We start from the raw sequence: 25,402 nt of genomic DNA, 5'->3' as shown, positions 1-25,402 counted from the left end.
CAAGATCATCAGGCAATATTCAGAGTAAAAAGCATGGCGCGTGTGCTGCATGCTTCTCGCAGTGGTTTTTATGCTTGGCTGGCACGTCAAGGTGAATCATCGCCTCGCCAACAGGCACGGCAAGCCCGCGATATGCATGTTCTTACTGCTTTTAATCGAGCCAAACAGCGTTATGGCGCGCCAAGACTCACTCTGGACTTACGTGATGCAGGTTTCTGCTGGAACCGTAAAACGGTTGCGGACAGTCTGCGTCGCCAAGGGTTGAAAGCACGGGCAGCACGACGTTTTAAAGCGACGACAAACAGCAGTCATAGCTTGCCGGTGGCACCAAACCTGCTTAACCAGCATTTTACCGCTACAAAGCCGAACCAGAAGTGGGTCGGGGATATAACTTAGCTTTGGACAGAGGAAGGCTGGCTGTATCTAGCTGTTATTATAGATCTTTATTCACGCGCAGTGGTGGGCTGGTCAATGTCAGAACGGGTGACGGCAAAACTGGCCTGTGATGCATTGCAAATGGCACTAAAACGAAGGCAAAAACCGCAAGGCATCATTGTCCACAGTGATCGTGGTAGTCAATATTGTTCACAAGATTACCGCAATATATTGAAAGAAAACAAGTTAAAGCCAAGCATGAGCGCGAAAGGATGTTGTTATGATAATACCTGTGCTGAACGTTTTTTCCATAGCCTGAAGGTTGAGTTAATCCACGGAGAACAATTTCCCAGCAGACAAATAATGAAAGACGCGGTGTTCAGTTATATTGAAATTGACTATAACCGCTACCGTCGGCACAGTGCTAATGGTTGGCTAAGCCCGGAACAATATGAACGAAAGAACCTCGCTTAGGGCTGTGTCTGTTATTGCTGGGTAGGATCACAGGTCGTGAATCGCACATACCTCTCCCCAGAGACCTGATCGAGCATGAGTTCTGTTTCCCCTGATTTTAGATAACAGAAGCTTTCTTCCGGTCGTTTATATAAGCAATTCAAGCCGAGTATCTGGCAGTAAAATTTCGTGGAATCACGCCAGTCAGTAACATAACGGCGTTCTATCTTTCGGACAAAATAATTATTTTTGACTCAGCATTTGCACAAGGATCTGGCTGAACGACTCGCAGGTGCGTAGCTTGGTTGCATCATTTAAATCCCGACTGTAGAGCACAAATTCAGCATCAGGCAGGTCCGGCAATGCTAACGCTGTGGGAGAGGACATCTCTGTGGGATGAATAGCGGAAAGGTTTAGGCAGCCGATCCCGAGTCCCGCGGTAATGGATTCTTGTAAACCGCGCACACCGGACGCAATATGACGTATAACATAAGGTCGGTGATGTTTTTTTAATGTTTGACAGACCACCTTATGCAGCGTGCAGCCTTCGGATAACAAAGCCAGTGAAACCGGAGCGGATATATTTTGTTGAGTGCCCTTCACGGCTTCTACCCATCGCAGAGGTTCGCGAAACAACACTTTTTCTCTTCCAGTCTTAATGTGAATACCACCGCCAGAAATTCTCATCACTATCGCCAAATCCAACTCGCCTCGTTGCCACGCAGCGGAAATATCCGCACTTGTGCCACCCCGAGTGCGCAGACGCAAATGTGGGTAAAGACGGCTTAAACGCGCCATTACATCGATAGTTATGCCGGGCCGACAATAATCTGTCATACCGATACTGACTTCACCTGACAGGTTAATGCCCTGAAGATCTTGCCAGGCGCTCTGTGCCATGTCCAGCAGACATCTGGCATGAGTCAATAACCGCTCACCCGCTAGGGTGGGAACTACGCCACTTTTACTGCGGGTTAACAATATCTGCCCCGTACGAATTTCAAGTTTACGAAGTTGCTCGCTTAAGGCTGATTGTGAGAGGCAACGCAGCGGTGCTGCCGCAGTGACACTGCCCGCCTCAACGGCAGTCACAAAACTTTGCAGGTGCTCCAAATCAAATGTATTCATTTTTTCTATCGGTTTTTCCGGTGGATATCATCTTATCTTCCCGCTTTTCAACGGAATGAGCAAGAATGATAATCAGCCTACATTCACTGATGGAGAGATTATATGCCTCATATTGTTCTGCAGTTATCTGGAAATAAAGATGTCGACTTAATGCATAAAGCCATTGAAGTTATTCAGGATTTAACCGCTGATATCCTGAAAAAAGAGCGGAGCGTGATGGCAACTACAGTAACATTTATCGATGACGACCAATGGTTTATTGGGGGGAAGCCGCTTTCCCAGAGTGGGGGCAGCGCATTCCATTTAGACATAAGCATAACTGACGAAACCAATACTAAATCTGAAAAATCCCGCTTTGTCCGCGAACTGTATCAGGCATTAGCTAACTTTCGAGGGGATTTGCATGAAGCAAGCTACATCCATTTAATTGATGCGCGAGCCGCTGCGTATGGTTATGGGGGACGCACGCAGGAATGGCGCCATCAACAAGCTGAAATGTAACAGGCAAAGAAACGCGATGTATCCGCTGTTGAGTCATGCTACCTGATTTGAGCAAGAGACTCCCCTAGTGTCAGCATACATGTCACCCCCCATCAAAAATTCTAATGAGGTCATGGGGACACAATATGAAACGCATTTCACCGGAGCGTAAAACCGCCACACTCAGTGAGACCGACATCGCGGCGTACTGCCGAAAAAAAGGCTTATATCCAGAGCAAATTGCTCAGTGGAAACAGGCTTTTTTACAGGTGCCGCCGGTGGATGACCGTGCGGCACTCAAGCAGGTCCAGAAAGAAAACAAGCAGTTAAAAAAAGAACTGATCCGTAAGGAAAAAGCTCTGGCGGAGGCGGCAGCGATACTGGTTCTGCGAAAGCGGTTGCGGGATTATTACGGGGAAGCGGACGGGGACGACTGACGCCAGCCCTCGAGCGCCAAACGCTTATCGGCTATGTGCGAGAGGCTATGGCCAATGGTGCCAGGCTATTAGTCGCGCTGAAGGAAATCAATCTGAGCGAACGGAGCTGGCGGCGATGGCAGAAGCATGCGGAAGATGGACGGCCTGGTGCCATCAGACCCACGCCTGACAACCGGTTAACGGCAGAGGAAGAGCAGCAGATACTGGCGGTATGTCATCGACCAGGCTATGCCAGCCTACCGCCGTCGCAGATCGTGCCGCGCCTGGCGGATGAAGGGATTTATCTGGCCAGTGAATCGACTTTTTACCGGGTGCTGCGGCGCCACGGCGAGGTACATCGCCGAGGGCGGCAACAGACCAGTCACCAGGCCCGTCCTGTGACGACCTGGAAAGCGACGGGCCCGAATCAGGTCTACACCTGGGATATTACCTTCCTGCCGTCGGTGGTGAAAGGTCTTTGGTATTACCTGTATCTGGTGATGGATATCTACAGCCGAAAGATCGTGGGCCAAGAAGTCTATGGGGAAGAAAGCGGCGAGTGGGCAGCGGCGCTGATGGAACGGACAGTGTTGCGTGAACGCTGCTATCAGCAGCCCCTGGCGTTTAAATGGATAAGGATAATTTACCGCTGTTGGAAGACCAGAAACTGTTACGACGAAGTGCAATACTTAAAGGCACTTCAGGAACGAAATTCGCCTTTGCTGAAGGCATAAAAAGCTTGTCGAGTGTCTCAGGGCGTGAGGCAGATACTACAAACCTATTAACATTGCCGTGCGTTAACAGCCCGTACAACAAAAAACAATTCTCCCCTTCCGCCAGTACTTATACCCCACGCTGGTGATCTGTTTTAAAATCAACCTGATCAAGAGTGTCACTGAAACTCAGCGTTCACATGTCCCGAGGGTTTTTACCCGCGGCGAGTGATAACCCACCCTCACATCAACGCCGCTCTGACCCGCGAATATTCCGCTCTGTTCCTGCACCAAGTCGTAGTTGCTGGTCATTTTGTCGCGACTGGCGTTCAAACAAGCGAAGGCTGTTCTGGCCCTGAAGGTGTATGAGTGGACGTAATTATCCGGTTTATACTCATTGCATAATTATAGACACCGAGCCGGGTCGTTAAGGCTGCGCCCTGCTGGGGAGTGACTGATTACAATTTTATTGCTAAAATACCTATTCATTTATCTATTCATTAAATGGTTTAACACAATGCCTATTCGTTCCGACAGGATACGCCTGTTGCTCAGCCAGGGGCCGATGACATCTAGACAACTAATTGAAATATTAGGAGTTAGTCAGCCAACAATTTCCCGGGAATTGAGAGCTCTTGGTGATGACGTCGTTCGAATCGGAGCGGGTCCATATATTCAACATGCCCTACGAGATGCCCATCGAGGATTCAGGTCCGCGCCCATTTACCGCATCACCGATGAAGGGCATGTTAAACATCTTGGCGAGCTCATACCGGTTCGTCCGGACGGATTTGTTATGGTGCAGGCCAACAACGTGAGTCTCCATAGCGACGGGCTGCCGTGGTGGCTGTTTGATATGCGACCACAGGGGTATCTCGGGCGAGCCTACGCATCAACGTATGCCGCCGAGCTCGGCTTGGAAGCGAATCCCGAGCAATGGGCAGACGCGGATGTCGTTAGAGCGTTGCTCACACATGGCCATGATGCCATCGGCAACCTGCTGATAGGGGCGCAGGCACGGAACCATTTTTTGGCGATGCCAGAACCCACCCCAGTTGCGCGCGCCACGGCGTACCCCGCACTGGCGCTGGCGGTTGGCGCTGGCGAGGTACCAGGGTCATCTGCAGGAGGTGAGCAACCGAAGTTCTGCACCTATACAGAACGTGGCCATGTGTTAGTGAAATTCTCTGCTCCGGACGATAACCCGATCAGCGAACGCTGGCGTGACCTTCTGTTGGCTGAACACCTGGCGCTGAGGGTGCTTGGTGTGGAGACAGAGGTGTTTGATTTCGGTGGCCAGCGATTCCTCGAGGTCCCCCGATTCGACCGTGTTGGCCAACTGGGTCGTATCGGCGTCTTTTCACTGCGGGCACTTGATGCGGAGTTTGTCGGCAATGCCAGAGCCTCGTGGCCGGTTCTGGTCAATAAACTTGTTACGGGGGGACATGTTCATCCTGAGGCCCTCATCGGTACAGCTCGACTTTGGGCATTCGGGATGCTGATCGGCAATACCGACATGCACGCCGGCAACCTGTCGTTCATCAGTAGCCATGGCCGCCCCTATCACCTCGCGCCGGCATACGACATTCTGCCCATGGGGTTCGCCCCCAGAGCGGGTGGCGCAATCTCAAACGAACTTAGACCGGCGTCACTGCCGGAAGTGATCAACCCGGATACCTGGCGGGAAGCACTGGACTTGGCTGAAAACTTCCTTGTCATAGCCAGCCGTTGCGACCGCTTCTCCGCTCATTTCGCCCCATGCGTTGAGGCATTACACCACCACATTGATGAGGCCAGATCACGTATCGCCCGCCTAGGATAAAAAGCGGATTCAACTTTACTGACCCTCTCATTTTTCAGGCTAATCTAATCCAAAGCGTGCGGGTATATAAACGTTGTAACTTCAGGTAATACGCAAGCGTCAACGTAGAACCGTATTGATGCTTATTCAGCAGGAACCGTGGGGTTTTACGACAGAAGATCGTTGATCTTGTTGATGGGGTGATCCGCGATAGTCGCCAGCACATGGCGCAGATAAGACTCCGGCTCTACTTCGTTCAATTACTAGCCTGGCGATGGATTAATCAGAGGGGAGCAGCGCAACAGTGCGCAACCGCGTCGGGTCGTCAGGTATTATGTATGCGCGGTGATCGGCCAAAATGTCCTCAATTTCTGCTTTATGCCTGCGTACAATCTGACGTTCGGGTGAACCGGCTAACTTTTTGTTGACGGCGTTTCTGCCTGCATATCCCGCGCTTGTGACCAATCAAGCAGGGACAGAAACACCGGTGTTAGTGCTTTCCCTATGTCGGTCAGGCAATACTCGACTTTTGGCGGCACTTCTGGGTATACCGTTCGTACCACGATCCCATCCTGTTCCAGTTCCCGCAGGTGTTGCGTCAGCATTTTCTGCGAAGCTTGGGGAATCGCCCGCTCAAGGTCTGAAAATCTCATGGTTTTGCCCTCACAAAGATGGGCAAGGATAGGCATCTTCCAACGGCCGTCGATACAGCGGAGCGCGTCTCCCAAACGGTCGGCGCAAACTTCGCGATAACTGGCATCCTTCGGGGCGCTTCTTTTTGCAGTCATGCTTACCTATTAGTGAGTTAACCACTTAAAAGTGGGTTCTTCCCTCTTTTCAACAAGGAGGCTATGGTACCGAGCGGACCCATTCATTGCAATGCGGCGGCACTCGCCGGCGGCATTATCTTAAGGAAAAAAAATGAGATTTATACTCATTCTATCACTGATGTGTATTTTGACCGGGCCGGGCGCAATGGCCCAGACAACGCAGAGCGGGTTTATTAAAACCGCCGATGGCGTGCATATCCATTATATTGAGGCAGGGCAAGGCAGACCGTTGGTCTTCATTCCGGGATGGACAATGCCGGCCTGGATCTGGCAGAAGCAAATCGACACCCTCTCTAAAAAGTACCGGGTGATTGCTGTTGATCCGCGCTCGCAGGGCGAAAGCGACAAACCGGCGTATGGGCATCTGCCTGAGTCTCGTGCCCGCGACTATAAACAGCTCGTGGATCAGCTTGGGTTAAAGCAACCAGTGCTCATCGGCTGGTCTATGGGATGTGGTGAACTACTGAGCTATGTCGAACAATTCGGCGAAGACAATATCAGCGGTTTGGTGCTGGTGGATGGATTGATTCCGGCCAACAAAAATCCAAAGCTGGTTTCACTCATGCAGGCATGGACTGTCCAACTTCAACAAGATCGCCGTAAACATGCCGATATATTTGTGCGAAGTATGTTCAATAAGCCGGTGCCGGAAAAATACTTACAAAAACTCATGCGTTCAACGATGGTGGTTCCCACCGACACTATGGTTACGCTGATTGACAATATGCTCGCGGTGACGGATTTTTCGAAAGCCTTCTCCAGAATCAATCATCCCATGCTTTTTATGTATGAGCCGGCGATGCAGGTGAACGCCGACTACCTGAAAGCGAAGCTTGGCGACAAGGTTCGGTTGGCACGGTTCGACGGCGATGGACACGCGCTGTTCGTCGACGATCCGATAAAGTTCAACCGTGTGTTGGACCAGTTCGTCCAGAGCTTGCCGAAGTAGGTTCGCCCAATAATGATGTCGGTAAGGGGCGATGACCACATTGACACCCGTTAGCGAAAGCGCTGACGTCGTCGTTCAACGGCGGGACGCCCCCGGATCATGAAAAACCGTCTGTCGCTCATTCACAATCTCAATACTCACCCATCGGTTGTCAGCGGGTACACGAACATTGGCGTTACCCCGACAAAAACGGACACGGTTAATTAAGTACGACCCAAACCGTATTGAATTACCTTCAGTAATCTACTATTAGGCGTTAATGAAATAGACGCACAACCTTCTGTAATAAATTGATTTTACGTTAATAAAAGTAACAATCGCCGTTTTTCCTGCCAGTCGTTTCATTGATGACTCTCCTTAAAACTGTGTCATGCCGCCATCGACCACCAGATCGGTTCCGGTGGAAAAACTGCTGTCGTCTGATGCAAGAAAAAGAGCGGCAGCGGCCAGTTCATCCGGCTGTCCTAAACGCCCGAGAGGTACCATGGCTGCAGCCTGTTTACGAAAGGCTGCTGACCCACAGTGAGACACGACAGACGAAGCGCGTGCGGCTGCTCTGCGAACATATCCGCACTGCGATGCAGGACTACTCTGAAAGGATGGCAGGACGGTTCGACATTATCTGAGATGAAATGAACAGAGCAGGTAATAAAGAAATGTCCGGCCGCGACCGGAAATAACACGTTCGCGGTCTTCCGGAACGACCATTCACCTTCTTCAGCAAGGTTAAAGAAGAGCTGGCGTGTATTCCCGCGCAGTTGAAAGCCATCGAATACTGGCAGAAAACAGCAGTTTCCAAGGGTGCCAAATCCCCTAACGGCAAACCCACTAAAACGGATGTGGTGCTGGGCTACATCGGTAAACTGTATGGAGTCAAACGAACTCTGCAAGGCTCAGTGAAACGCAAGCGCAACTCGACGCGTTGTTGCCCTGGAATGTGGACCTGGCCCCTTATTCAAAAAATGTGCCGCATATGGATAGGGGGAGTACGTCGATTTAACGGCGCTTACGATACACTGGATTTACCCTTTATGGGTTGGAAGGACTTAACCTATTGAATACAAAAAGTACAGTCATCGTGAAATGGCTGTACGCTGAATTAAATGATAAAAAGTGCTGTCAAACCTGCGTCAAACCACCATCCACACAGATCTCTGCACCGGCAATATAACTACTCTCATCACTAGCGAGGAACAAAGCAGCATTGGCCACTTCTTCTGGCTTACCCAATCTGCTCAGCGGGATCGCGCTAGTTAATCCTTGGCGCAACTCATCTGAGGCAACCGCCATCATTTCGGTATCGATAGGGCCGGGCGCGACCACGTTAATGCGAATGCCGCGCGCAGAGAGTTCGCGGGTCCAGGTTCGGGCAAAGGAGCGCAGCGCCGCTTTGCTTGCACTGTAGACACCGTAGCCCTGAGTGCCAATCACATCGGCAATCGACCCAATTAGCACCACGCTGGCACCGGTTTTCAGCAGCGGCAGTGCGGCCTGCAGGGCAAACAGTGGCGAACGGACATTGAGGCCGAAGATCTGATCAAAATGCGCTTCGCTAATCTCATCAATGGTGGCATATTCCGACATCCCGGCGTTGATGACCAGCACATCGAGCTGACCGGATTCGGCTTTAATCGTCTCCATAATGCGAGTCAATTCGCTCTGTTGACTAACATCGGCACGCAGCGGCATCGAAGTGCCTATTATTTTGCTGCTGGCTAGCTGTAATTCTTCGTCACGACGCGAGGTAAACCAGGTCGTTGCGCCTTCGCTGGCAAAACGCTGACTGATCGCCAGACCAATCCCTTTTGCACCGCCCAGAACCACGGCCACTTTGTTTTCCAGTCTGCTCATCTGTTATCTCCTGTTTGAGTGGAAAACAGATGATATATATTTTATACTTAATATCAATTACGCACTTTATTTATATCAGATATCACGGAGTATATCGCCATGGCAAAGATTGACGGTAACAGCCTGAGAGATGTAGGAAAAACTCGTCCAGTACTGGAACACATCACCAATAAATGGTCGATTTTAATTCTCACCGTACTCTGTACCAAGCCTTGCCGTTTTAATGAAATCCGCCGTCGGCTGGATGGCATTACCCACAAAGCGTTGGCCGATGCCCTAAAGCGGCTTGAGCGAAATGGCCTAGTGTATCGCGAAGTGCTCAACACCTCACCGGTGGGTGTGGAGTATAGCCTCACTCCGCTGGCACAGACATTGCAACAGCCGTTTATAGCCCTGTATGACTGGGCGCTGGAGTATGGTCCGGCACTGGAGCTGGCGCAAGCGGCGTATGATCTCGTCCATGCGGATGAGAAAAAAGAGGTGACGGAGGCGCGTGCCTAAATTGCACACGGTCATGCTTTCCACACAGAAGCGGTAAACGGCTTTTGCTCAGTGGTTACCCGTGCCCGCGTCGACCGTGTTCTGCGTTTGATATTTCGGTGATCCTGCACCACAAGGTTGTTCCGATATTTGCTCTGCCTGATGGTTTAAGACTCCGGCTCTACTTCGTTCAATTACTATCCTGGCGATGGGTTTACCAGAGGGGAGCAGGTCAAAAGTGCCGGGATAGGTCCCCCCGCCGGCACTGGGACCTCGCGAACCATTTTTATGCCGTATCTGCAGTGTTGATTTTCATTTCTGATGCGTTGGAATTCGGGCAATGACCTTAATGTCAAAATCGAATCCCGCAAGCCAGGTAACACCAACGGCGGTCCAGTTCGGATAAGGGGGCTGCGGGAAAATAGACTGTTTCACCTGCATAATCGTCGGAATAACCGTGCTCTTCATAGAGAGCATGGCGGTTAGCAGGGAAAATAGGTTCACGCTGGATCATGGAGTTCCCTTTCTTAAGTCAATGTGTAATGCGGGATGCAGGATGCAGGATGCACGGTACGTACAATTGATTTAATATACGCAGCGTATACCAAGCAGAGAGTTGCAAGCATTGCCAGTGCTATTCCCCTTACCACCGATAAAACTGTCATCGAGGCGAACGTACTAATGGCAACAGCGCTTGCATCCAAATCAAACGGGTCGGTGACCTTATCAGAACCTACGACGAGCGAAGTGGTCAGAAATCCTGGATACACTGGCGTTGGCAAAGTGTCAAGTTCGTCAGACAGACGTTTGTGGAATGGACAACTAAAACAGTTAACTCATCATACTGGGCCAGACTTTATTATCAGGGACAGCGAGAAAAGGGGAAATCGCATCAATCCGCCATCCGAGCTCTTCCGTTTAAATGGATAAGGATCATTTACCGCTGCTGGAAGACCAGAACATGCTACAACGAGACAAAATACTTACTGGCACTCGAGGCGCGAAACTCTCCCTTGCTGAAACCATAAAAAGCTTGTCGAATGTCTCAGGGCGTGAAACAAACAGTACTTACCCCACAAAGTGTGATTTCAAGTGAGAATAAGTATTGCAAGAGTGTATTTAATGGGATCTACTTTTGGCAAGAATCTTAAAAGTGAGATCCCATTCCTTCTTGATTAACTAAAGTATTTCTCTAAAATCTTTAGCAAAAGAAAAAGCGATAGCCTTTACTACAATTTGTTTCTTCTCGCCTCGCCATGCTATAGAGCCATCAGCAATATTATGAACCTGAGCGTAATGAGGCCTGAGTTGGTTATCTTCATGATCAAAAAACGCTTTAGAATCAAGGCTCTCTTTGAGCCATTCAATGCGGGATACAAAAAAATCCTCGAGGGGTACGGCATAGTGCTGAGTCCATACAAGGTAAATCCATCCTTCCTGGTTGTAATCAGAATGACGCGAACTTTTTAATTTCTGGTATAAATTGTTAATGGCATTATCAAACTTTGATTTTGCAACAGGATAGATGACTTTAACTTCTATATGAGTCAGAATTTTAGGCTGTTTCGTTTTTCCTGATGAGTAGAGCGTTAAATCACGCTTATTATCTTCATTATACAGGAACAGATCCCCATCGGATAACGCTTGTAACTTATGCCCTTCGAAATTAATAAGATGGCAAAGTTCAGTGCATAACCATAGTTCACATGCCGAATAATTAAATCGCGGCAAATAGTGTTCCGAACTTTCATTTAAAATAGACGATGACTGAGAGAATAAATTAAATTTTTGTTGTAAGTTATTTATATCCACTAAATTTATTCCTTGCATTACGATTCAATTAAATCTAAGATCGTTGAAATATCATGATTGGTGACGAGTCCCGTCTCATTAACAGGCACGGACTCAACAATTTTTTCATTACCCAATTGAACATTAACCTTCTTAATAATGGCATTAAGATTATTTGCGAAGTTTTGAACCTCAACGGCTTTTATTGTTATATTTTCAAAAGTGATATAGCAAACCCCCTTTTCGGTGATTGAAAATTGACTGTCCGGGTTTCTGAATTCCTGTTGAAAAGTAGATATCCATTTTTCTGATGGGCAGTAATACGGCTTTATTTGAAAACTTAACTTATCAAACACCCCACTATTAAAGGAGCTAACCGCTTTATCAATGCCAGTCAGAAAAACAGCGTTTGTAATAAGAACATTAGTAAATTTTTTCATTTATAACACTTTTTATCCCACTTACTTGTAATGCAAAGTTATTGTTGGTTTTTATCTTTCATATGCTATAGTATATTCCTGTTTTCATCAATAGCATAATATAAAATGCCTCGACTTATCTGGTGTCTGGACGACTACTTCAAAGAGAAGAAGAAAGATTGTTATTTCGTGGTTTTCGGCAGAAAGTTCCCGATCAAGCACGATGAAAATTTTAAAGTGAGTGAAAATCCGCCAGGGCGAAAGGTTTTATTAAGGTGGTTTAAGTCAAATTATTCTCATATTGTAATCGAACCTGTATGGCCTCACAGTAGCGGCAGTTTATCGTTTTTTTTTCAAAGAAAATATGATGGGTCGATCACGATAGAATTCGACGAAGCAAGTCTTAAAGCTTTTTGCGAAGTTTGGGAGGATGAAAATCAAAATGGTTGTTCAAAGGATGGCCTCTTTACTTGTTACCATATTCCGTACGAGTCTTACCTCTCAAATAAATCATAAAGCCAAAACATGCGTGGATTCAGGACTGAATTAAACGCGCCCTCGCTGCTATCTGGTACAGGGATATGCTGTCGTCCTGATCAGTGTTGCACTGCCGAAGCGGCTACTCATCTACAGCAGTATGAATAGCCCTAAGGATTTAGGTCGCTTCCATGTTTAAGTACTGTATCCGTTTCTCGCTGTGTTTTTTGACGGGAAGAATTCAGCGTGGATATCGCTGTTGGCATCATCAATCATCGCAATCAGACAGGATTTGTTATTGCCAAACCAATGGTGCGTACTGCCGCCGTCCATTTGCAACATCAATCCTGGTGCTTCCATTCACTTCCTGCGTTTTTGAACCCGACTTCGCCTGCGCTTTGCGCGTTTTACATGATGAATATCGTGTGCCCATTTTCTCAATGCCTCACGCTTCACGCTTCACGCTTCACAGCGATGTGTTCATTGGCTTCCAGCATGTCAGCGAGATGCAGCAAATTCAGGTCATAATAGTATTTTTCACGGATAATTGACTGAATTTGTTGTTTTAATGTATCGGGAGTCTTATCCGCGGGTTCACTCCCGGCGTTGCCATGAACAACAAACTGGAGTCCCTTTTCTTAATAACGCTGGAGAAACGTTCACTGATACGTCTGGATTTACTGAGGAGCTTAGCGGCATGGCAATAGTGATTTTACGCTCAGCCACTTTTGCAATGACAACCACGGTCAATTGAGCTTTGGCGTTCAATGTGATCATGCTTAGCGTTCTTCAAATATACAAAAAACATTCAAAGAACACGGTTATCAATTAACCGTCAATTTCCCTTGGTAATTCGCGATTACGACAGAATCGCTTGGTGTTAACACAGATGCTTGTAAATGGTATGAAAAATAGCAGCGCCCACGGGTTAAAACCTATCCGAGTTCGTACCAGCAAAGGCGTGTTATTACTTATGTTCAACCAGGTCATTTCATCGGGTTCCGGCAATGACGTGCTAAGCAATTCGGTATAGGTTTCGGTATTGTGTTTCTGTTTTTCCAAAAATAAAAAAATGAATTCTTTGATTCGTTTCTCGCTGGTCCCTCCCGCAAACGGTGCCAGATAAAAAAGTTACACTGGACGTTTTGTATTTTCAATAATACGGATAACTTTGGTGATCTTTTTATTCTGCGCAATCTCCAGCGCTTGCCCCACATCAGATCAGTCCTGTTTTTTTCCGATACTGACAATGCGCCGCCTGGCCGAAGACCCCGTTTTAAACCGTTATTGATACCACGGGCGAAGGACTTGGTTTCACTGTAAGCGTCGTCTCCATAGCGTCTACTTTTAACAGACATCAATAGATAATCTAGATGTCATCTCTTTAATCGACGGGCACCTATCGTGGAAACGGCTCAGACCCAGACGAACTGGCGTTCAGCTTCGCGCCAGTTTTATTCTCCAGAATTTACGCTAAAGCGGGTTCAGCTTGCCTCGTTCGGGAACTCATGCAAGGCCCTCAATAATGATTGGCCTACCGGCGGGTACCCGTATCTGATTGGTCGCCGGCTACACCGACATGAGTTGGGGGTGTGTCGGATAAACGACGCTTTCTCGCCACTGTTCATATCCTTTTGGATCACTCACTAACGGAATATGAACATTTACACAATTTTCAGTGCAGGCCCTCGAATCACTGCCTAGAGTTAGGGATGAACCTCTCGACAGCGTTCAGATTTTATATGGGCTGCGTCACTTTACCCATAGTGACGGATTATGATAATGGGCGTCGAGTCCTTCACTAAACCAACGGCCATTAAGTACTTCGCCGATCAAGGCTTTTTTGTCAGCTTCACTCACCGTTTTATCATCACTCATCTGGTGCAATACATCATCATAGCGATATGTTTTATTGGACATATAGATAAGCGCTTTGTCACGATTAGCATCAAACATCAACAGTGATTCGCCCTGCTTCACATTCGTGGGCGACCAAACGTTCCACGTGACTAGATTTTTGCCATTCGGGTTTCCAGACAGTAAAAAATTCTTCAGATAGTGTTTAAATTGGCTACCGAGATCTTGTGCCCCTCGCGATTTATAGGCGTCACCCGTAAATTCCGCGTATTTATTGCTATCGAGAAATGGCATAAAAACGCCGTGAAACGAACCAAGCAGTGCCATCTTGTCGCCTGTCACGTCAGGATCTGTTCCAAATTTGAATTCAGCACCATAAATATTCGCTTTATATTTGGGATACATTTGTTTAGCAGAATCGTCTACGTTAAACAAGCTGTACAGTTTGCCACCGTAGTGATTGGTATAATTGAATTGATTTACCCATTGTGGAACGGTACGAAGCATGCCGTTTTTGGCCGCCTCAGCAAACCGCTTATCCGACAACGCAAAAAATGAGAACTCATTCTGCCCTGATAACATCAAGAGTGGCACATTGTTATAGTGGGCAGTATTGAATCCCTCGGCGGGGATCACGTAGCCATCGCGGTAAAGGTGGGGGAAGACACTCATGCGGATACCGGCATCACCCAGTAGTTCAGCAAGTTTTGGTGCAGGCTGTCGGTAGAGATAATTACGCACTGACTTATCGCCTGACAGTAGCCACTGGCGAGCCGCCGCGTCATCTTTTTTGACGCCATCCTTAACAACCTGTGTAGCGAAGATTTTAGCGAAGACTTTTGCACTGTCATTTTTATCTGACGTGGTCATGCCCCCACTGAAAACAATTGCTTTCTGGAACCTATCTCTAAATATCGGGGAAATGAGCATGGCCATGACATCCCGTCCACCCGCAGAGAAGCCGGAAACAGTAATGTTATTTTTATCGCCGCCAAAGTTATCAATGTTATCTTTAACCCAGCTGAGAGATTTGGCAATATCCAATAAACCATAGTTACCGGAGTCATCAAGTTTATCGCCAGTGTTAAGTACACTTAATGGATTGAAGCCTAATACGCCAAGGCGATAGTTCACCGAGACAATCACGGCATCAAGATCCTGAGCCAATTTCTGGGGCGCAAACTCTGCAGAGTTGCCGCTTTGATTGTTGCCTCCATGGATATAAACCAATACCGGCAGGGTGTCCTTTGATGCCGGTCGATAAATATCCACGTTGAGACAGTCTTCACTTCCCACTACGCCATTCTTTGAATACTGGATGCAATTAGTGGCAGGCTGAGTCGCATTGCGCACATTTTTCCAGGCTGTTGGAGACTGTGGCGCTTTCCATCGTAAATCGCCAGCGGGTGATTTTGCATAGGGTAGCCCTTTCCAAAATAAGGTGCCAGCTTCAGTTTTTTCGCCTTTGACTTCCCCATATAAGGTTTTTTGGATAGGATTCATATCGAAAGCAGTTGCACACGGGACGTCCAGTGCAAGCAAAGCAGGAAGCACAAAAAAAAGCAGCTTATGATTTGTCATTATCCTCTACCTTGATTACTGGCAATAAGCCTCAAATAAATTTTTCTGCGCAATCTCAATGTACGAAGAATGATCAGATCAGGCATTCGTGCCCCAATCTTAACTATATGATGTGGTTACCAGTTAAGAAAAATTTAATGGAATTATAAAATTATGCAGTGTGTCACATAAAGGCCGTTTTTATGCAGTGCTCTACTGAGTTCAGTCCAGGCCCAGAAAACCGCCCGTGCATGGGCACGTCATGTCTTAGAAGCGTTACGCGTTTGCCGCAGGTTTGGCGACGGCGTTCGTGGTTATCGCCCATCTTGGGTCTGCTGATGCATTAGCCGGTACTTTTTGGGGCTGATACCTACAATACGTTTAAAAGCGTAACTGAAGGTGCTTTCCGCCTGATATCCGAGCGAAAGGGATATATCCGACAATGGATCGGCTGTTGACCGTAACGCTTTCGCTGCAAGACGAATCCGCCACCGCAACAGGTAGTCGAGCGGCGGCAAACCCACCATCTGTTTAAACCGCAGCGCAAAATTGGAGCGAGACATCCCAACGACTTTGGCTAATTCGCCCACTAGCCATTGTCGCTCGGGGGTATTGTGAATCTGTCGGATTGCTTCACCTATTCGGCGATCGGACAGCGCGTTCAGCCAACCCGTGATGGGTGCGTCTGCCGATCGCAGCCAGGACCTTATTATCTCCACGAATAACAGTTGCGCCAAGTGATCGGTTGCAGCCGTGCTACCCGGCGCGGACGAGTTCCACTCTGCGGCTAACCTCGTCAGAAGCCAGGAAATACCAGATGCCTCACGTCTATGACTCGGTATCCGATGCAGAGACGGCAGATTGTCCAGCAAGAGCGCTGCATCATTCTTGTCAAGCGCGATCCTGCACCCGATAGCCATGAATTCGTCCCCGCCATGAAGCAAGCTCCCATGAGGTCCATCCGGGAAGGCTATCTGGGCACCCATGATCTCAGCCATCGGATCACTGTAGAGGAGATAAGGACCAGAACTATTCATCAGGAAGCAATCCCCCGTTTTGAGGTGAAGTGGCTCGTGAGAGGTGGCCGGCAGCAGAAAACATTCACCCGAAAGAATGACATTAAACTTCAACGCTTCCGAAGGAAGGCTCACCTTCCAGCTACCGCTGGCGCGTAAACTGGACGAAAGCATGCACTTCGCCGAGAGCAATGACAGGATGTCCGACAAAGGATCGAGAGGGCGTTGTAGCCTGAATTCCTGATTCATTTAGGACGATCTCGAAAAAAAATAGGTTTCTGACTTATATATCATCTCGAAACTGCGTGCAACAATGGGTACTTGCCGACGTCCACATTTCGAGGATAGACATCATGGCATTAACCGATTATGTAACCCTAGGCCGATCCGGCCTACGAGTTAGCCCCTTTTGCCTTGGCACAATGACCTTCGGTGAGGACTGGGGCTGGGGGACGCCGGTTTCCGAGTCCGAGGCAATCCTCTCTCGATTCCTCGACCTTGGCGGCAACTTTATCGACACTGCAAATATGTACACCAAGGGGCACGCTGAAAAGATCATCGGTGACTTCTTCAAAGGTGATAGACGTCGTCGCGACCGTGTTGTGCTGGCCACGAAGTACTCAGCCAACATGTACAGTGGTGACCCAAACGGAGGTGGCAGTAGCGCGAAGACGATAATTGAAGCCTGCGAACAGTCGCTCCGACGTTTGAATACAGACTACATCGACCTATATTGGCAGCATGCATGGGACAATTTTACACCGATGGAAGAGACCTTGCGCGCCATGGATAATCTGGTGAATAGTGGTAAGATTCGCTACATAGGACTTTCCGATACTCCTGCATGGAAAGTTGCTCAGGCTCAGATGATTACGCATTTCCGGGGATGGACGCCACTGATTGCGCTCCAGATCGAATACTCTCTGCTGGAACGAACCGTCGAGGACGAGTTGATTCCGATGGCGCTGGAGATGGGATTGGGCGTCATTCCATGGTCGCCATTGCGCGGCGGATTTCTGTCCGGGAAATTCAGACGTGGGGATGCATCCGCGGCGGCAGGAAGCCGGAAAGAAGGGCTGGCTGTAAGTCTGGGAGACCGGGAGTTCTCCATCATCGAAGCGCTGGATCAGATCGCCTCGGCACATGACACGACGCCGGCAGCTGTCGCACTGGCCTGGGTTCAGTCGCGGGCCGGCGTTGCCTCGACCATCATCGGCGCACGCAGGATTGAACAGTTGGAGGCGAATATGTCTGCACTCGACCTTCGCCTGTCGACGCAGGAAATCAACGGGCTCAACGAGCTTTCCAAGCCCGCACCGACGTTCCTGGAATGGGTGAAGAGCATCTCGCCAAACAGCTTCCAGAACGGAATGACCGTCAATGGCAGGACCTCCCAGGAGAGCCCGTCGGCACCGACGGGCGATGATCCCTGCTACTGAGTCAGCGAGGACAGGATAACCATCGTGACAGATCAACCGACACGATAGAGCTGGACATCAAAAGAGGTCATTCGCAGGAACGGTGACGGCCTCGACTTACTCCAGGACACGAGGATAATGGAGGCTGCGATACTGGAAAGCCCCCCTACCGATGCTATTGTTACAGGGCATAAGTGTTAGTGCCAATGTAAAAATGGTTCTTCCGCAACATGCGATGAAAAAATGGTCTGAAATTTTTTAGTTAACAAGAAGTAACTTGCTGGCAAGGCCACAAACGACAACGTTAGCGTGCTTACGCGCCAACTGGGCTCTCACCTATTCGATCAACCTTCCCGACGGGGTATTCAGTCGATAAATAAAAACGCGGGCACATTGTACCAATAACCGTCTAACGACGAAGCGCGCGTGAAATCTGAATGGTTCAAAACCGACTGACCGCCGCGGTGTCGGTCTTCCGCGTCAAGCTGGATCACGTCGCACAGGCCAGCGGCCGCATTATTCCGGGCACCACAGAATCTACAGATGAAGGCAAAAATGGCACTGTGAGCCGTGGCATGGGGTCTGAAGTGAACGGTGCAGTGACAGACAATTAACAGATGACGTTCAGCGGCACACGCTATATTGCCGAAGATGAAAAAGGCGATGCGGTGAACCCGAATCTGCCACGACCCCAGTTGAAGCTCATCTCCCGCTATCGTTTGCCAATGCTGTAAGAACTGACAGTGGGTGGCAGTGTAAACTGGCAGACTCACGTCTGGGATGATGTCTCTGGTCCAGAGGGCGACGGCACCCATCATGCAAAACAAGGCGGGTATATAGGTATGCAGGTATGCAGGTATGCAGGTATGCCAGAAAGTGTACGGATTGCCTGAGGAAGTGAGTGACAAACGGATGTTTTATCTAAATCCGATTTATTAACAAAGCCTCATTCCAGACGAAACCTGATTTATTCAACAACGCCGCCCTTATGCTTAAATCGCTTTTGACCTGCTCATTAACATTAAATGCTCCGAACTGTGAAGCTGGCCAAACTAATATCCCATTGGGGACTTAATGTGTAACAGATATAACACTTACACCGTAATTTCTTATTGTTATAAATTTGTGATCTTGATCCGTGGAATATGGAAAAAACTGGTTCAAATGGCAATAATTATGCCCATAGCCGCCGTTGCTTAGTTTTTTCAGGCTGTTATTATTCATACTAGATATAACAAACATGCTGATATTCATCGCATATATACATAAAACAACGTGATGAACATTTTGTGATGAGGTGATTATCGTGATGCTATTTACCATCCGCCAACGAAAAATCCTGGAGCTGCTCTGGATGGTCAGGGATTTTATCACCGTAAAAGATATTGCTGATGAAGTGGCCTTCTCGGAAAAAACCGTCAGGGGCGATCTTAACTTTATCGGTCAAACCATCGGATATCATAACTTCGGTAAGCTGATTGCCAAAACGAATAAAGGCTTTTACCTCGATGTGAACCGCGCCGCGTATGACAAAATTTCGGCCTCTTTTAGTGATAACAACATTGATCATCGCATTCAAAACCGGCTGTCGCGGATACTGGTCACGCTGCTCGTGCAGCCTGAGACCTCACTGCAGGAACTGGCGGACTGCGCTTTTCTAGATAAAAGCGCCTTGAAAAAATATCTCGCCGAAGCTGAACAATGGCTGGCTCGTTTTGCTATTATGCTTGAAAAAACGGGGTCCAGTTATACGGTTCGGGCCAGCGAATACCAGTTAAGAAAAGCCTATTGGCATTTGTTCACCGACCTGAAAGGCCGCGTAATAAACGGCGGCGTGTTTAATGCCCATGATGAAAACCCTACCTATTCTCTGGATAATAGCGACTATCTCGCCTTAAAAACGTTATTTAGAAAAAACCTGGCCTATGTTGAAGCGATCGCACAAAGTATCGATCGGATCGAGAAAAATTTTGCGATTAATTATACCTATGATGGTTATGTCTGGCTTATTTTTAACCTGTTGCTGGTGCTGAGCCGTCATCACGCAGTGCCCGAATCCACGGTTATTCTGCCGGTTACAATATGTGATAATTTAGGACAATGCGTCGAGCAGGAAATGGCGACGTTTTTGGGCCAGCAACTGCAAATATTAACCGGCCTGCCCTGGTCCAACGCCGAGCACCGTTATCTCACCGCCTGTTTACTTACCAGCGAACTTAACGAAATCAAAGAAGAGTCTATCAAGGATACGCTATTCTCCTCGCCACCAGAGATTGTGAAAGTGACCCAAACCTTAATCCAATCACTGAGCAGTATTGTCAGCAGCGATCTGGTCAGGGACAAGCATCTGCTACTCCGCCTGATGTTGCTGATCCGCCCCATGATTTATCGCTTGACGTTCGATATGAACCGGACGGAAACCGAATCGATACGACTGCTGGTCAGGCAGGTTAAGCTGTCCTACCTTGATTTATTTCTTGAAGTAGAGTTTTTTAACTCCTTATATGAACAACGCTATGGCATCAGTTTTTCTGACCACGAAACCGGCTTTATCACGCTATGCATTAAAAATGCCCAGAGCCTGTCGCTTAAAAAAATCCGCGTGGCAATCGTCTGTAACTACGGTATAGGCATTTCCCAATTTATGGCGCAGAAAATCAAACGGGCGATTACCCAGGTGGACATAGTGGACATTCTGTCGGTTCGGGAACTGCATCGACTGGATAACAACTTTTGCGACCTGGTGGTAACCACCGTTCCACTGAACCGGCCAAAGGACACCACTATCCAGGTCAATGACGTATTGCTGCCTTATGATCTTTCGTTGATCAAAAATGCGGTGAAACAGATGCAAAAAAACCAAATGCTGGAGAGTGTCCTGTCGCATGGTGAATACCAAAAGGACGCATTTCGTAAATATCTACCGCCTGAAATGACCTTTATTTTTAGCGGCATGACGCATAAGGAGAGCGTATTTGCCGGCATTTGCCAACGTGCGGCGGCGTTGGGATACACCTCAACGGATTATCTCCATTCCATACTTGAACGAGAAAAAGTCTCGTCAACGGAAATTGCTGCTGGCGTAGTGTTGTCTCATGGCGATCCGTTATTAGTGCAGCGGAATTTTATTTCGTTAACGCGGTTAACCACACCGGTTGATTGGGAGGGCGGCGGCTGTAGCGACATGATATTCGTGGTGGCATTCAAGAAAGCGGCCGACGGTAAAATTGACAGCAGCATTGCCGGATTTTATGCAAAACTGGTGCTTTTGGTAGAAAATGACGCCGCAATGAAGTTGCTGCGGTGCTGTGAAACCGAGCAGGAATTATATCAACACTTAATCAGCATGCTTTGTGGGGAGACCAACGAATGAAAGCGTATGAATTTATCATCAAAAGCGAAGAAGGACTACATGCCCGGCCGGCTGCAAATTTTGTTAATAAGTCGCGCTCCTATAAAAGCGAAATTACTGTCGAGAAAGGCGGGGAAATATTTAATGCCAAAAGCATTACCTCAGTATTAAGTATGGGCGCGTGTAAAAATGACAAGATTATTATTAAAGCGGAAGGCGATGATGAATCCCATGCTATCGAAGAATTAGCATTATTCTTTTATTCTATACCCTAAATATTCCGAGCAGCCGGAGGAGGTTCGTTCACGGCAAAGCCGCCAGGAACAGATTTTAACGAGGCTTGCGTGAGCCCAAAGAGTGAAATTCAGGATCAGGTTCATCAGTCTCCGGGAGCGTAGATAACTCCGTCATCGGGGCGAGCGCAGCCAGCGCGCATAAGGCTTGACGTAGGACGTGTATTCAAAGAATCACAGGGATTAACGGCGGGAAATAAGTAAAGGATGTCCATTATGATACTTTCTGATGTTATTAATAAAAATGCTGTTCAGGTTAATATGCCGGCGAACGATAAAGCGCAGGCATTGACCATGCTGGCAGATCTATTGTACCAAGATGGCGCAATAAATGATAAAGACGGTTTTATTAATGATGTGTATCACCGAGAAAATGAAGGTAAAACCGGTATCGGTGGATTTATTGCCATTCCGCATGGCAAATCCGCTTATGTGAACCATACCTGTATTGCCATTGGCTTATTGGATCGGCCGATACTATGGGAATCTCTGGACGGTAACCCGGTAAAGGTCATTATCTTGTTTGCCGTCAATACCAAAGATAAAAATGATTATTTTGTCAAAATGATGTCGCAGGTGGCTCGCATGTTAGGAAAAGAAGACGTTTGTGAGCAACTGATCTCGGCAACTTCCACTGAGGAGTTGTTATCCATATTTAAATAATTTGGAGTGGCCTATGAATATCGTGGGAATTACCGCCTGTACGGCCGGCATTGCACATACCTATATCGCCAAGGAAAAATTGATTCAGGCCGCTCTCAGCCTGGGTCATAACATTAAAGTAGAAACCCAAGGCTCGATTGGCGTTGAAGATAAACTGAGCGCGGAAGATATCGCCAATGCCGACATTGTTATTCTGGCTACCGATATCGGCATCGGTGGGCTGGAGAGATTTAAAAATAAGCAGGTGGTTGAGGTGCCCATCGCGACCGTGGTTAAGTCACCAAAATCTCTGATCCAAAAAATACAGGCAAAAATGGCCAATAGTTACTCTAAGAGCTGAGGAAATATAATGGCTTACAATCTTGGTTTTAAAAAACATATGCTGACCGGGGTCTCTTATATGATCCCGGTGGTGGTCGCCGGGGGGTTATGTATGGCGATTGCCAAAATTTTCGGCGGCGCGTTTGTCGCCAATGCCACCCAGACCATGCCATGGTTTATTAACCAGCTTGGCGTATTGGCGATGGGTCTGGTGGTGCCGGTGCTGACAGCGGGCGTGGCGTACTCGATTGCGGAACGGCCGGGGATTACACCAGGGTTAATTTTAGGTTTTGTGGCGCTCGATATTAAGGCCGGTTTTCTGGGCGGGATGCTGGCGGCCTTTTTGGTGGGCTACCTGATCCTGGCTATCCGGCGGTATCTCAAACTACCGTCCAGTATGCAGGGGTTAATGCCGGTGTTGTTTATTCCGTTATTATCCACCCTGATAGTTGGTCTGGTGTTTTATCTGTTTCTCGGAAAGCCGTTAGCCATCACCCAGGCCGCGGTCATCGACTGGATGAGCGGCCTGATGGGCGGGTCCCGAATGGTGCTTGGCGTGATCATCGGCGCCATGATGGGGTTTGATCTTGGGGGCCCGGTCAACAAATCCGCATCGCTGTTCTCCAACGCCATGCTGGCCCAAGGAATCTACGGGCCGGAAGCAGCCAAAATCGTGGGAGGAATGGTGCCGCCGATCGGTGTCGCGTTATCTGTGTTTATTTCGCGCCGCAAGCGGTATACGCAGGCTGAAATCGAAGCCGCCAAAGCCGCACTGCCGCTGGGCCTGTGTTTTATTACCGAGGGCGTTCTGCCCTTTGCTGCCGCCGATCCGCTGCGTGTTATTCCCGCCTGTATGGCCGGCGCCGCCAGCGCAGCCGGACTCTCCATGCTGTGGAATGTCACCAGCACGGTACCCCATGGCGGAATCTTTGTAATTCCGATTATGGGTCATCCATGGGGTTTTGTGGCGGCACTGACGATCGGCAGCCTGATCACCGCGGCGGTTTTAACCTTGCTAAAACCGGTGCTAAAAGCGTCTGATCAGTTGGCCGGCGCCGAAGACGAGCCTGAAATAGATGATTTTGAAATCAGTATCAAATAAGCCGGTCGGTTTATTCTGCTCACACTGAAGCGTGTGGAAAAACCGCCGCGCTGGAAAAAATGTGTGAAACCGTTACAGCCTAATGTAGCCGATTATCGCCGACGTGTTATTTAAATAACATCCACGGACCATTTGAATTTTATCAAGTGTGCGGAGGGTAGTGTTCATCTGTCTGAAAGTCACTAACTTATATCGAGGTAATATCATGTATGTAACTATGAAAACTATTTTAGACGACGCCAACCAGCATTATTATGGCGTTATTTCCGCCAGCGTGGTCAACTTGGAATTGGTGCGCGGCGCTATTCGCGCCGCACAGGAAGAAAACGCGCCGATTATTATCAATATTGGCCAAGGACAAATGAGTAAGCATGGCGATGGAGAAATCATTTCCAGTATTGTCAGGATCCTGGCGGCCAGAGCGACCGTGCCAGTCGCGCTTAATCTGGACCACGGCCGGGATTACGAACGCATTACCCACGCCTTCCGCCATCAGTTTTCATCGATTATGATTGACGCGTCAGAATATTCCATGGAAGAAAACATCCGGCGTACCAAAGACGTAGTTACGATGTGTCATTCGCAAAACGTCACAGTGGAAGGTGAGATTGGTTTTATTGGCCAGGCGGCCAATGCAGATGATGAAAAATGCGATTTGTATACCCGGGTGGAAGACGCCGTGTATTTTTTCGAGGCCACCGGCGTGGATGCGCTGGCGATTGCGGTTGGCACCGCACACGGTAAATATCCGGCCAACCGCGCGCCCAAAATAGACTTTGATCGGATTACGCAAATCAAGCAAGCCACCGGCAAGCCGTTGGTATTGCACGGTGGCTCTGATTCCGGCGAGGCGAATATCCGCCAGGCGGTGGCGTGCGGCATCAATAAAATCAACGTTTGCACCGATACGTTCGTCAGTTGCAAAGAGGGATTAAAAACCGCACTGCAAGAAACGCCGGATATCGATTTTATGTCAATGATGATTAATATGGAAATCACAGCCAAAGACGTGTTGCAAAATTATATTAAAATATCCGGTTCCAGCGGTAAAGCAACTCATTTCAGATAATGGCCTTACCCATTGCGGCCTTGGCGGAAAAAGTCGCTGCTGATTGGCCTTAAATCTCTATGGCGCTCTGGCACGGGTTCGCCCAACCTGTCCAGAGCTTTTTAATACCCGCCCTACGCCGCTGACTCGCCGCCACAAGCAAACTCACGCAAAACCTGGATGCTTTTACCCCAGCAGCACAATGCCGCCAGGCAGCCGCAAGATCGTTACCCCATTCGTGTTTTTAATAGGGATGACATATGCCCTAACATAGAGGGATCACCGCCACGATTAAGTCTGTGACGTTTTTTTTGCCAGCAGACAAAAAATGAAAGACGCTGTGTTCAGTTACATTGAAATTGACTATAACCGCTACCGTCGGCACAGTGCTAATGGTGGGCTAAGCCCGCAACAATATGAACGAAAGAATCTCGCTTAGGCCGTGTCCGTTATTACTAGGTGGGTTCAGTTATACCTGAATTCATAACTGCTCCTGCTATGAAAGAAAACGTCCGGTTCCGGGACAAGACCGTACAGATTATCCCTCTACTCTATAGTTATCTCACTGTAAAATAACGACTTCGGGTTTACGGACAGAATGCCTAACTA

The 25,402-nt window shown here is 48.3% G+C and carries 22 protein-coding genes and 10 pseudogenes; 18 read left to right on the top strand and 14 right to left on the bottom strand.

Going from position 1 to position 25,402, the window contains the following annotated elements; translation table 11 throughout:
• Positions 1–849: pseudogene (locus SJI19_RS06990) on the top strand (IS3 family transposase); the annotation flags it as partial.
• A 222-nt stretch (positions 850–1,071) separates the two neighbouring features.
• On the opposite strand, the gene SJI19_RS06985 reads toward SJI19_RS06990, so the two are convergent.
• Complete coding sequence (locus SJI19_RS06985) at positions 1,072–1,956, bottom strand: LysR family transcriptional regulator (protein WP_323477532.1); 885 nt, start codon at positions 1,954–1,956, stop codon at positions 1,072–1,074.
• Between the two features lie 102 nt (positions 1,957–2,058).
• Here SJI19_RS06985 and SJI19_RS06980 point away from each other — a divergent pair, with 102 nt between their 5' ends.
• From SJI19_RS06980 to yjjJ, 5 genes and pseudogenes are all read left to right on the top strand, one after another.
• Positions 2,059–2,457: a 4-oxalocrotonate tautomerase gene (locus tag SJI19_RS06980; RefSeq protein WP_323477531.1), complete on the top strand. Its 399-nt coding sequence runs from the start codon at positions 2,059–2,061 to the stop codon at positions 2,455–2,457.
• A gap of 125 nt (positions 2,458–2,582) precedes the next feature.
• A complete protein-coding gene (locus SJI19_RS06975; protein ID WP_323477530.1) occupies positions 2,583–2,873 on the top strand; it encodes a transposase in 291 nt (96 codons plus the stop codon).
• A 47-nt stretch (positions 2,874–2,920) separates the two neighbouring features.
• Positions 2,921–3,178, top strand: a pseudogene (locus SJI19_RS06970) (helix-turn-helix domain-containing protein); the annotation flags it as partial.
• A gap of 231 nt (positions 3,179–3,409) precedes the next feature.
• Positions 3,410–3,586 (top strand): annotated as a pseudogene (locus tag SJI19_RS24805) (IS110 family transposase); the annotation flags it as partial.
• Between the two features lie 496 nt (positions 3,587–4,082).
• Positions 4,083–5,387, top strand: coding sequence for a type II toxin-antitoxin system HipA family toxin YjjJ (yjjJ, locus tag SJI19_RS06965; protein WP_323477529.1), 1,305 nt, complete (start codon positions 4,083–4,085; stop codon positions 5,385–5,387).
• A gap of 146 nt (positions 5,388–5,533) precedes the next feature.
• Here yjjJ and SJI19_RS06960 read toward each other — a convergent pair.
• Both SJI19_RS06960 and SJI19_RS06955 read right to left on the bottom strand, forming a co-directional pair.
• Positions 5,534–5,626: pseudogene (locus SJI19_RS06960) on the bottom strand (transposase domain-containing protein); the annotation flags it as partial.
• Positions 5,627–5,779: 153 nt separating this feature from the next.
• On the bottom strand, positions 5,780–6,154 hold the full coding sequence (locus tag SJI19_RS06955) for a winged helix-turn-helix transcriptional regulator (protein WP_323477528.1): 375 nt from the start codon (positions 6,152–6,154) through the stop codon (positions 5,780–5,782).
• Positions 6,155–6,287: 133 nt separating this feature from the next.
• On the opposite strand from SJI19_RS06955, the gene SJI19_RS06950 reads away from it, so the two are divergent.
• Positions 6,288–7,145 carry an alpha/beta hydrolase gene (locus tag SJI19_RS06950; RefSeq protein WP_323477527.1) on the top strand — a complete coding sequence of 286 codons (858 nt, stop codon included), beginning with the start codon at positions 6,288–6,290 and terminating at the stop codon, positions 7,143–7,145.
• 357 nt (positions 7,146–7,502) lie between these two features.
• Here SJI19_RS06950 and SJI19_RS06945 read toward each other — a convergent pair.
• A pseudogene (locus tag SJI19_RS06945) lies at positions 7,503–7,661 on the bottom strand (SDR family oxidoreductase); the annotation flags it as partial.
• Between the two features lie 603 nt (positions 7,662–8,264).
• Positions 8,265–8,996: an SDR family NAD(P)-dependent oxidoreductase gene (locus SJI19_RS06940; protein WP_323477526.1), complete on the bottom strand. Its 732-nt coding sequence runs from the start codon at positions 8,994–8,996 to the stop codon at positions 8,265–8,267.
• 99 nt (positions 8,997–9,095) lie between these two features.
• On the opposite strand from SJI19_RS06940, the gene SJI19_RS06935 reads away from it, so the two are divergent.
• Entirely contained in the window at positions 9,096–9,497 is a 402-nt protein-coding gene (locus SJI19_RS06935) for a helix-turn-helix domain-containing protein (RefSeq protein ID WP_323477525.1), read from the top strand.
• Between the two features lie 74 nt (positions 9,498–9,571).
• On the opposite strand, the pseudogene SJI19_RS06930 reads toward SJI19_RS06935, so the two are convergent.
• Positions 9,572–9,643 (bottom strand): annotated as a pseudogene (locus tag SJI19_RS06930) (IS6 family transposase); the annotation flags it as partial.
• 145 nt (positions 9,644–9,788) lie between these two features.
• Positions 9,789–9,990 (bottom strand): annotated as a pseudogene (locus tag SJI19_RS06925) (hypothetical protein).
• A gap of 229 nt (positions 9,991–10,219) precedes the next feature.
• Between SJI19_RS06925 and SJI19_RS06920 the strand changes: the two are divergent.
• A pseudogene (locus SJI19_RS06920) lies at positions 10,220–10,504 on the top strand (IS110 family transposase); the annotation flags it as partial.
• 151 nt (positions 10,505–10,655) lie between these two features.
• Here SJI19_RS06920 and SJI19_RS06915 read toward each other — a convergent pair.
• From SJI19_RS06915 to SJI19_RS06895, 6 genes are all read right to left on the bottom strand, one after another.
• Positions 10,656–11,288, bottom strand: a complete 633-nt coding sequence (locus SJI19_RS06915) for a hypothetical protein (RefSeq protein ID WP_323477524.1) — start codon at positions 11,286–11,288, stop codon at positions 10,656–10,658.
• Positions 11,289–11,305: 17 nt separating this feature from the next.
• Complete coding sequence (locus SJI19_RS06910) at positions 11,306–11,707, bottom strand: hypothetical protein (RefSeq protein ID WP_323477523.1); 402 nt, start codon at positions 11,705–11,707, stop codon at positions 11,306–11,308.
• A gap of 651 nt (positions 11,708–12,358) precedes the next feature.
• Positions 12,359–12,523: a hypothetical protein gene (locus SJI19_RS24800; RefSeq protein ID WP_416347517.1), complete on the bottom strand. Its 165-nt coding sequence runs from the start codon at positions 12,521–12,523 to the stop codon at positions 12,359–12,361.
• A 234-nt stretch (positions 12,524–12,757) separates the two neighbouring features.
• Positions 12,758–12,940: a hypothetical protein gene (locus tag SJI19_RS24795; protein ID WP_416347516.1), complete on the bottom strand. Its 183-nt coding sequence runs from the start codon at positions 12,938–12,940 to the stop codon at positions 12,758–12,760.
• 975 nt (positions 12,941–13,915) lie between these two features.
• Positions 13,916–15,601: a carboxylesterase family protein gene (locus tag SJI19_RS06900; RefSeq protein ID WP_323477522.1), complete on the bottom strand. Its 1,686-nt coding sequence runs from the start codon at positions 15,599–15,601 to the stop codon at positions 13,916–13,918.
• A 293-nt stretch (positions 15,602–15,894) separates the two neighbouring features.
• Positions 15,895–16,845 (bottom strand): AraC family transcriptional regulator, encoded by a 951-nt coding sequence (locus SJI19_RS06895; RefSeq protein WP_323477521.1) that lies wholly within the window; start codon positions 16,843–16,845, stop codon positions 15,895–15,897.
• A 104-nt stretch (positions 16,846–16,949) separates the two neighbouring features.
• Here SJI19_RS06895 and SJI19_RS06890 point away from each other — a divergent pair, with 104 nt between their 5' ends.
• Complete coding sequence (locus SJI19_RS06890; RefSeq protein WP_323477520.1) at positions 16,950–18,035, top strand: aldo/keto reductase; 1,086 nt, start codon at positions 16,950–16,952, stop codon at positions 18,033–18,035.
• Between the two features lie 237 nt (positions 18,036–18,272).
• Here the strand turns inward: SJI19_RS06890 and SJI19_RS06885 are convergent.
• A pseudogene (locus SJI19_RS06885) lies at positions 18,273–18,428 on the bottom strand (IS110 family transposase); the annotation flags it as partial.
• Between the two features lie 23 nt (positions 18,429–18,451).
• Here SJI19_RS06885 and SJI19_RS06880 point away from each other — a divergent pair.
• The 8 genes and pseudogenes from SJI19_RS06880 to SJI19_RS06845 form a co-directional block, all read left to right on the top strand.
• On the top strand, positions 18,452–18,628 hold the full coding sequence (locus tag SJI19_RS06880; RefSeq protein ID WP_323477519.1) for a hypothetical protein: 177 nt from the start codon (positions 18,452–18,454) through the stop codon (positions 18,626–18,628).
• Between the two features lie 695 nt (positions 18,629–19,323).
• Positions 19,324–21,387 (top strand): BglG family transcription antiterminator, encoded by a 2,064-nt coding sequence (locus SJI19_RS06875; RefSeq protein ID WP_323477545.1) that lies wholly within the window; start codon positions 19,324–19,326, stop codon positions 21,385–21,387.
• Complete coding sequence (locus SJI19_RS06870; protein WP_323477518.1) at positions 21,384–21,641, top strand: HPr family phosphocarrier protein; 258 nt, start codon at positions 21,384–21,386, stop codon at positions 21,639–21,641. Before SJI19_RS06875 ends, SJI19_RS06870 begins: the two co-directional genes overlap by 4 nt.
• A gap of 234 nt (positions 21,642–21,875) precedes the next feature.
• The gene (locus SJI19_RS06865) at positions 21,876–22,322 is read left to right on the top strand and encodes a PTS sugar transporter subunit IIA (protein ID WP_323477517.1); all 447 of its coding nucleotides are present in this window, start codon (positions 21,876–21,878) and stop codon (positions 22,320–22,322) included.
• A gap of 13 nt (positions 22,323–22,335) precedes the next feature.
• Positions 22,336–22,662, top strand: coding sequence for a PTS fructose transporter subunit IIB (locus SJI19_RS06860; RefSeq protein WP_323477516.1), 327 nt, complete (start codon positions 22,336–22,338; stop codon positions 22,660–22,662).
• Between the two features lie 9 nt (positions 22,663–22,671).
• A complete protein-coding gene (locus SJI19_RS06855) occupies positions 22,672–23,745 on the top strand; it encodes a PTS fructose transporter subunit IIC (protein WP_323477515.1) in 1,074 nt (357 codons plus the stop codon).
• 205 nt (positions 23,746–23,950) lie between these two features.
• Positions 23,951–24,814 (top strand): class II fructose-bisphosphate aldolase, encoded by an 864-nt coding sequence (locus tag SJI19_RS06850; protein ID WP_323477514.1) that lies wholly within the window; start codon positions 23,951–23,953, stop codon positions 24,812–24,814.
• A gap of 289 nt (positions 24,815–25,103) precedes the next feature.
• Positions 25,104–25,232: pseudogene (locus SJI19_RS06845) on the top strand (IS3 family transposase); the annotation flags it as partial.
• Between the last annotated feature and the right edge of the window lie 170 nt (positions 25,233–25,402).

The sequence above is a fragment of the Acerihabitans sp. TG2 genome, from assembly GCF_035013185.1.
In the GTDB taxonomy this organism is placed as follows: Bacteria; Pseudomonadota; Gammaproteobacteria; order Enterobacterales; family Enterobacteriaceae; genus Acerihabitans.
The sequence above is the reverse complement of the archived record's forward strand: the minus strand, read 5'-3'. Positions and strand labels throughout refer to the sequence as shown.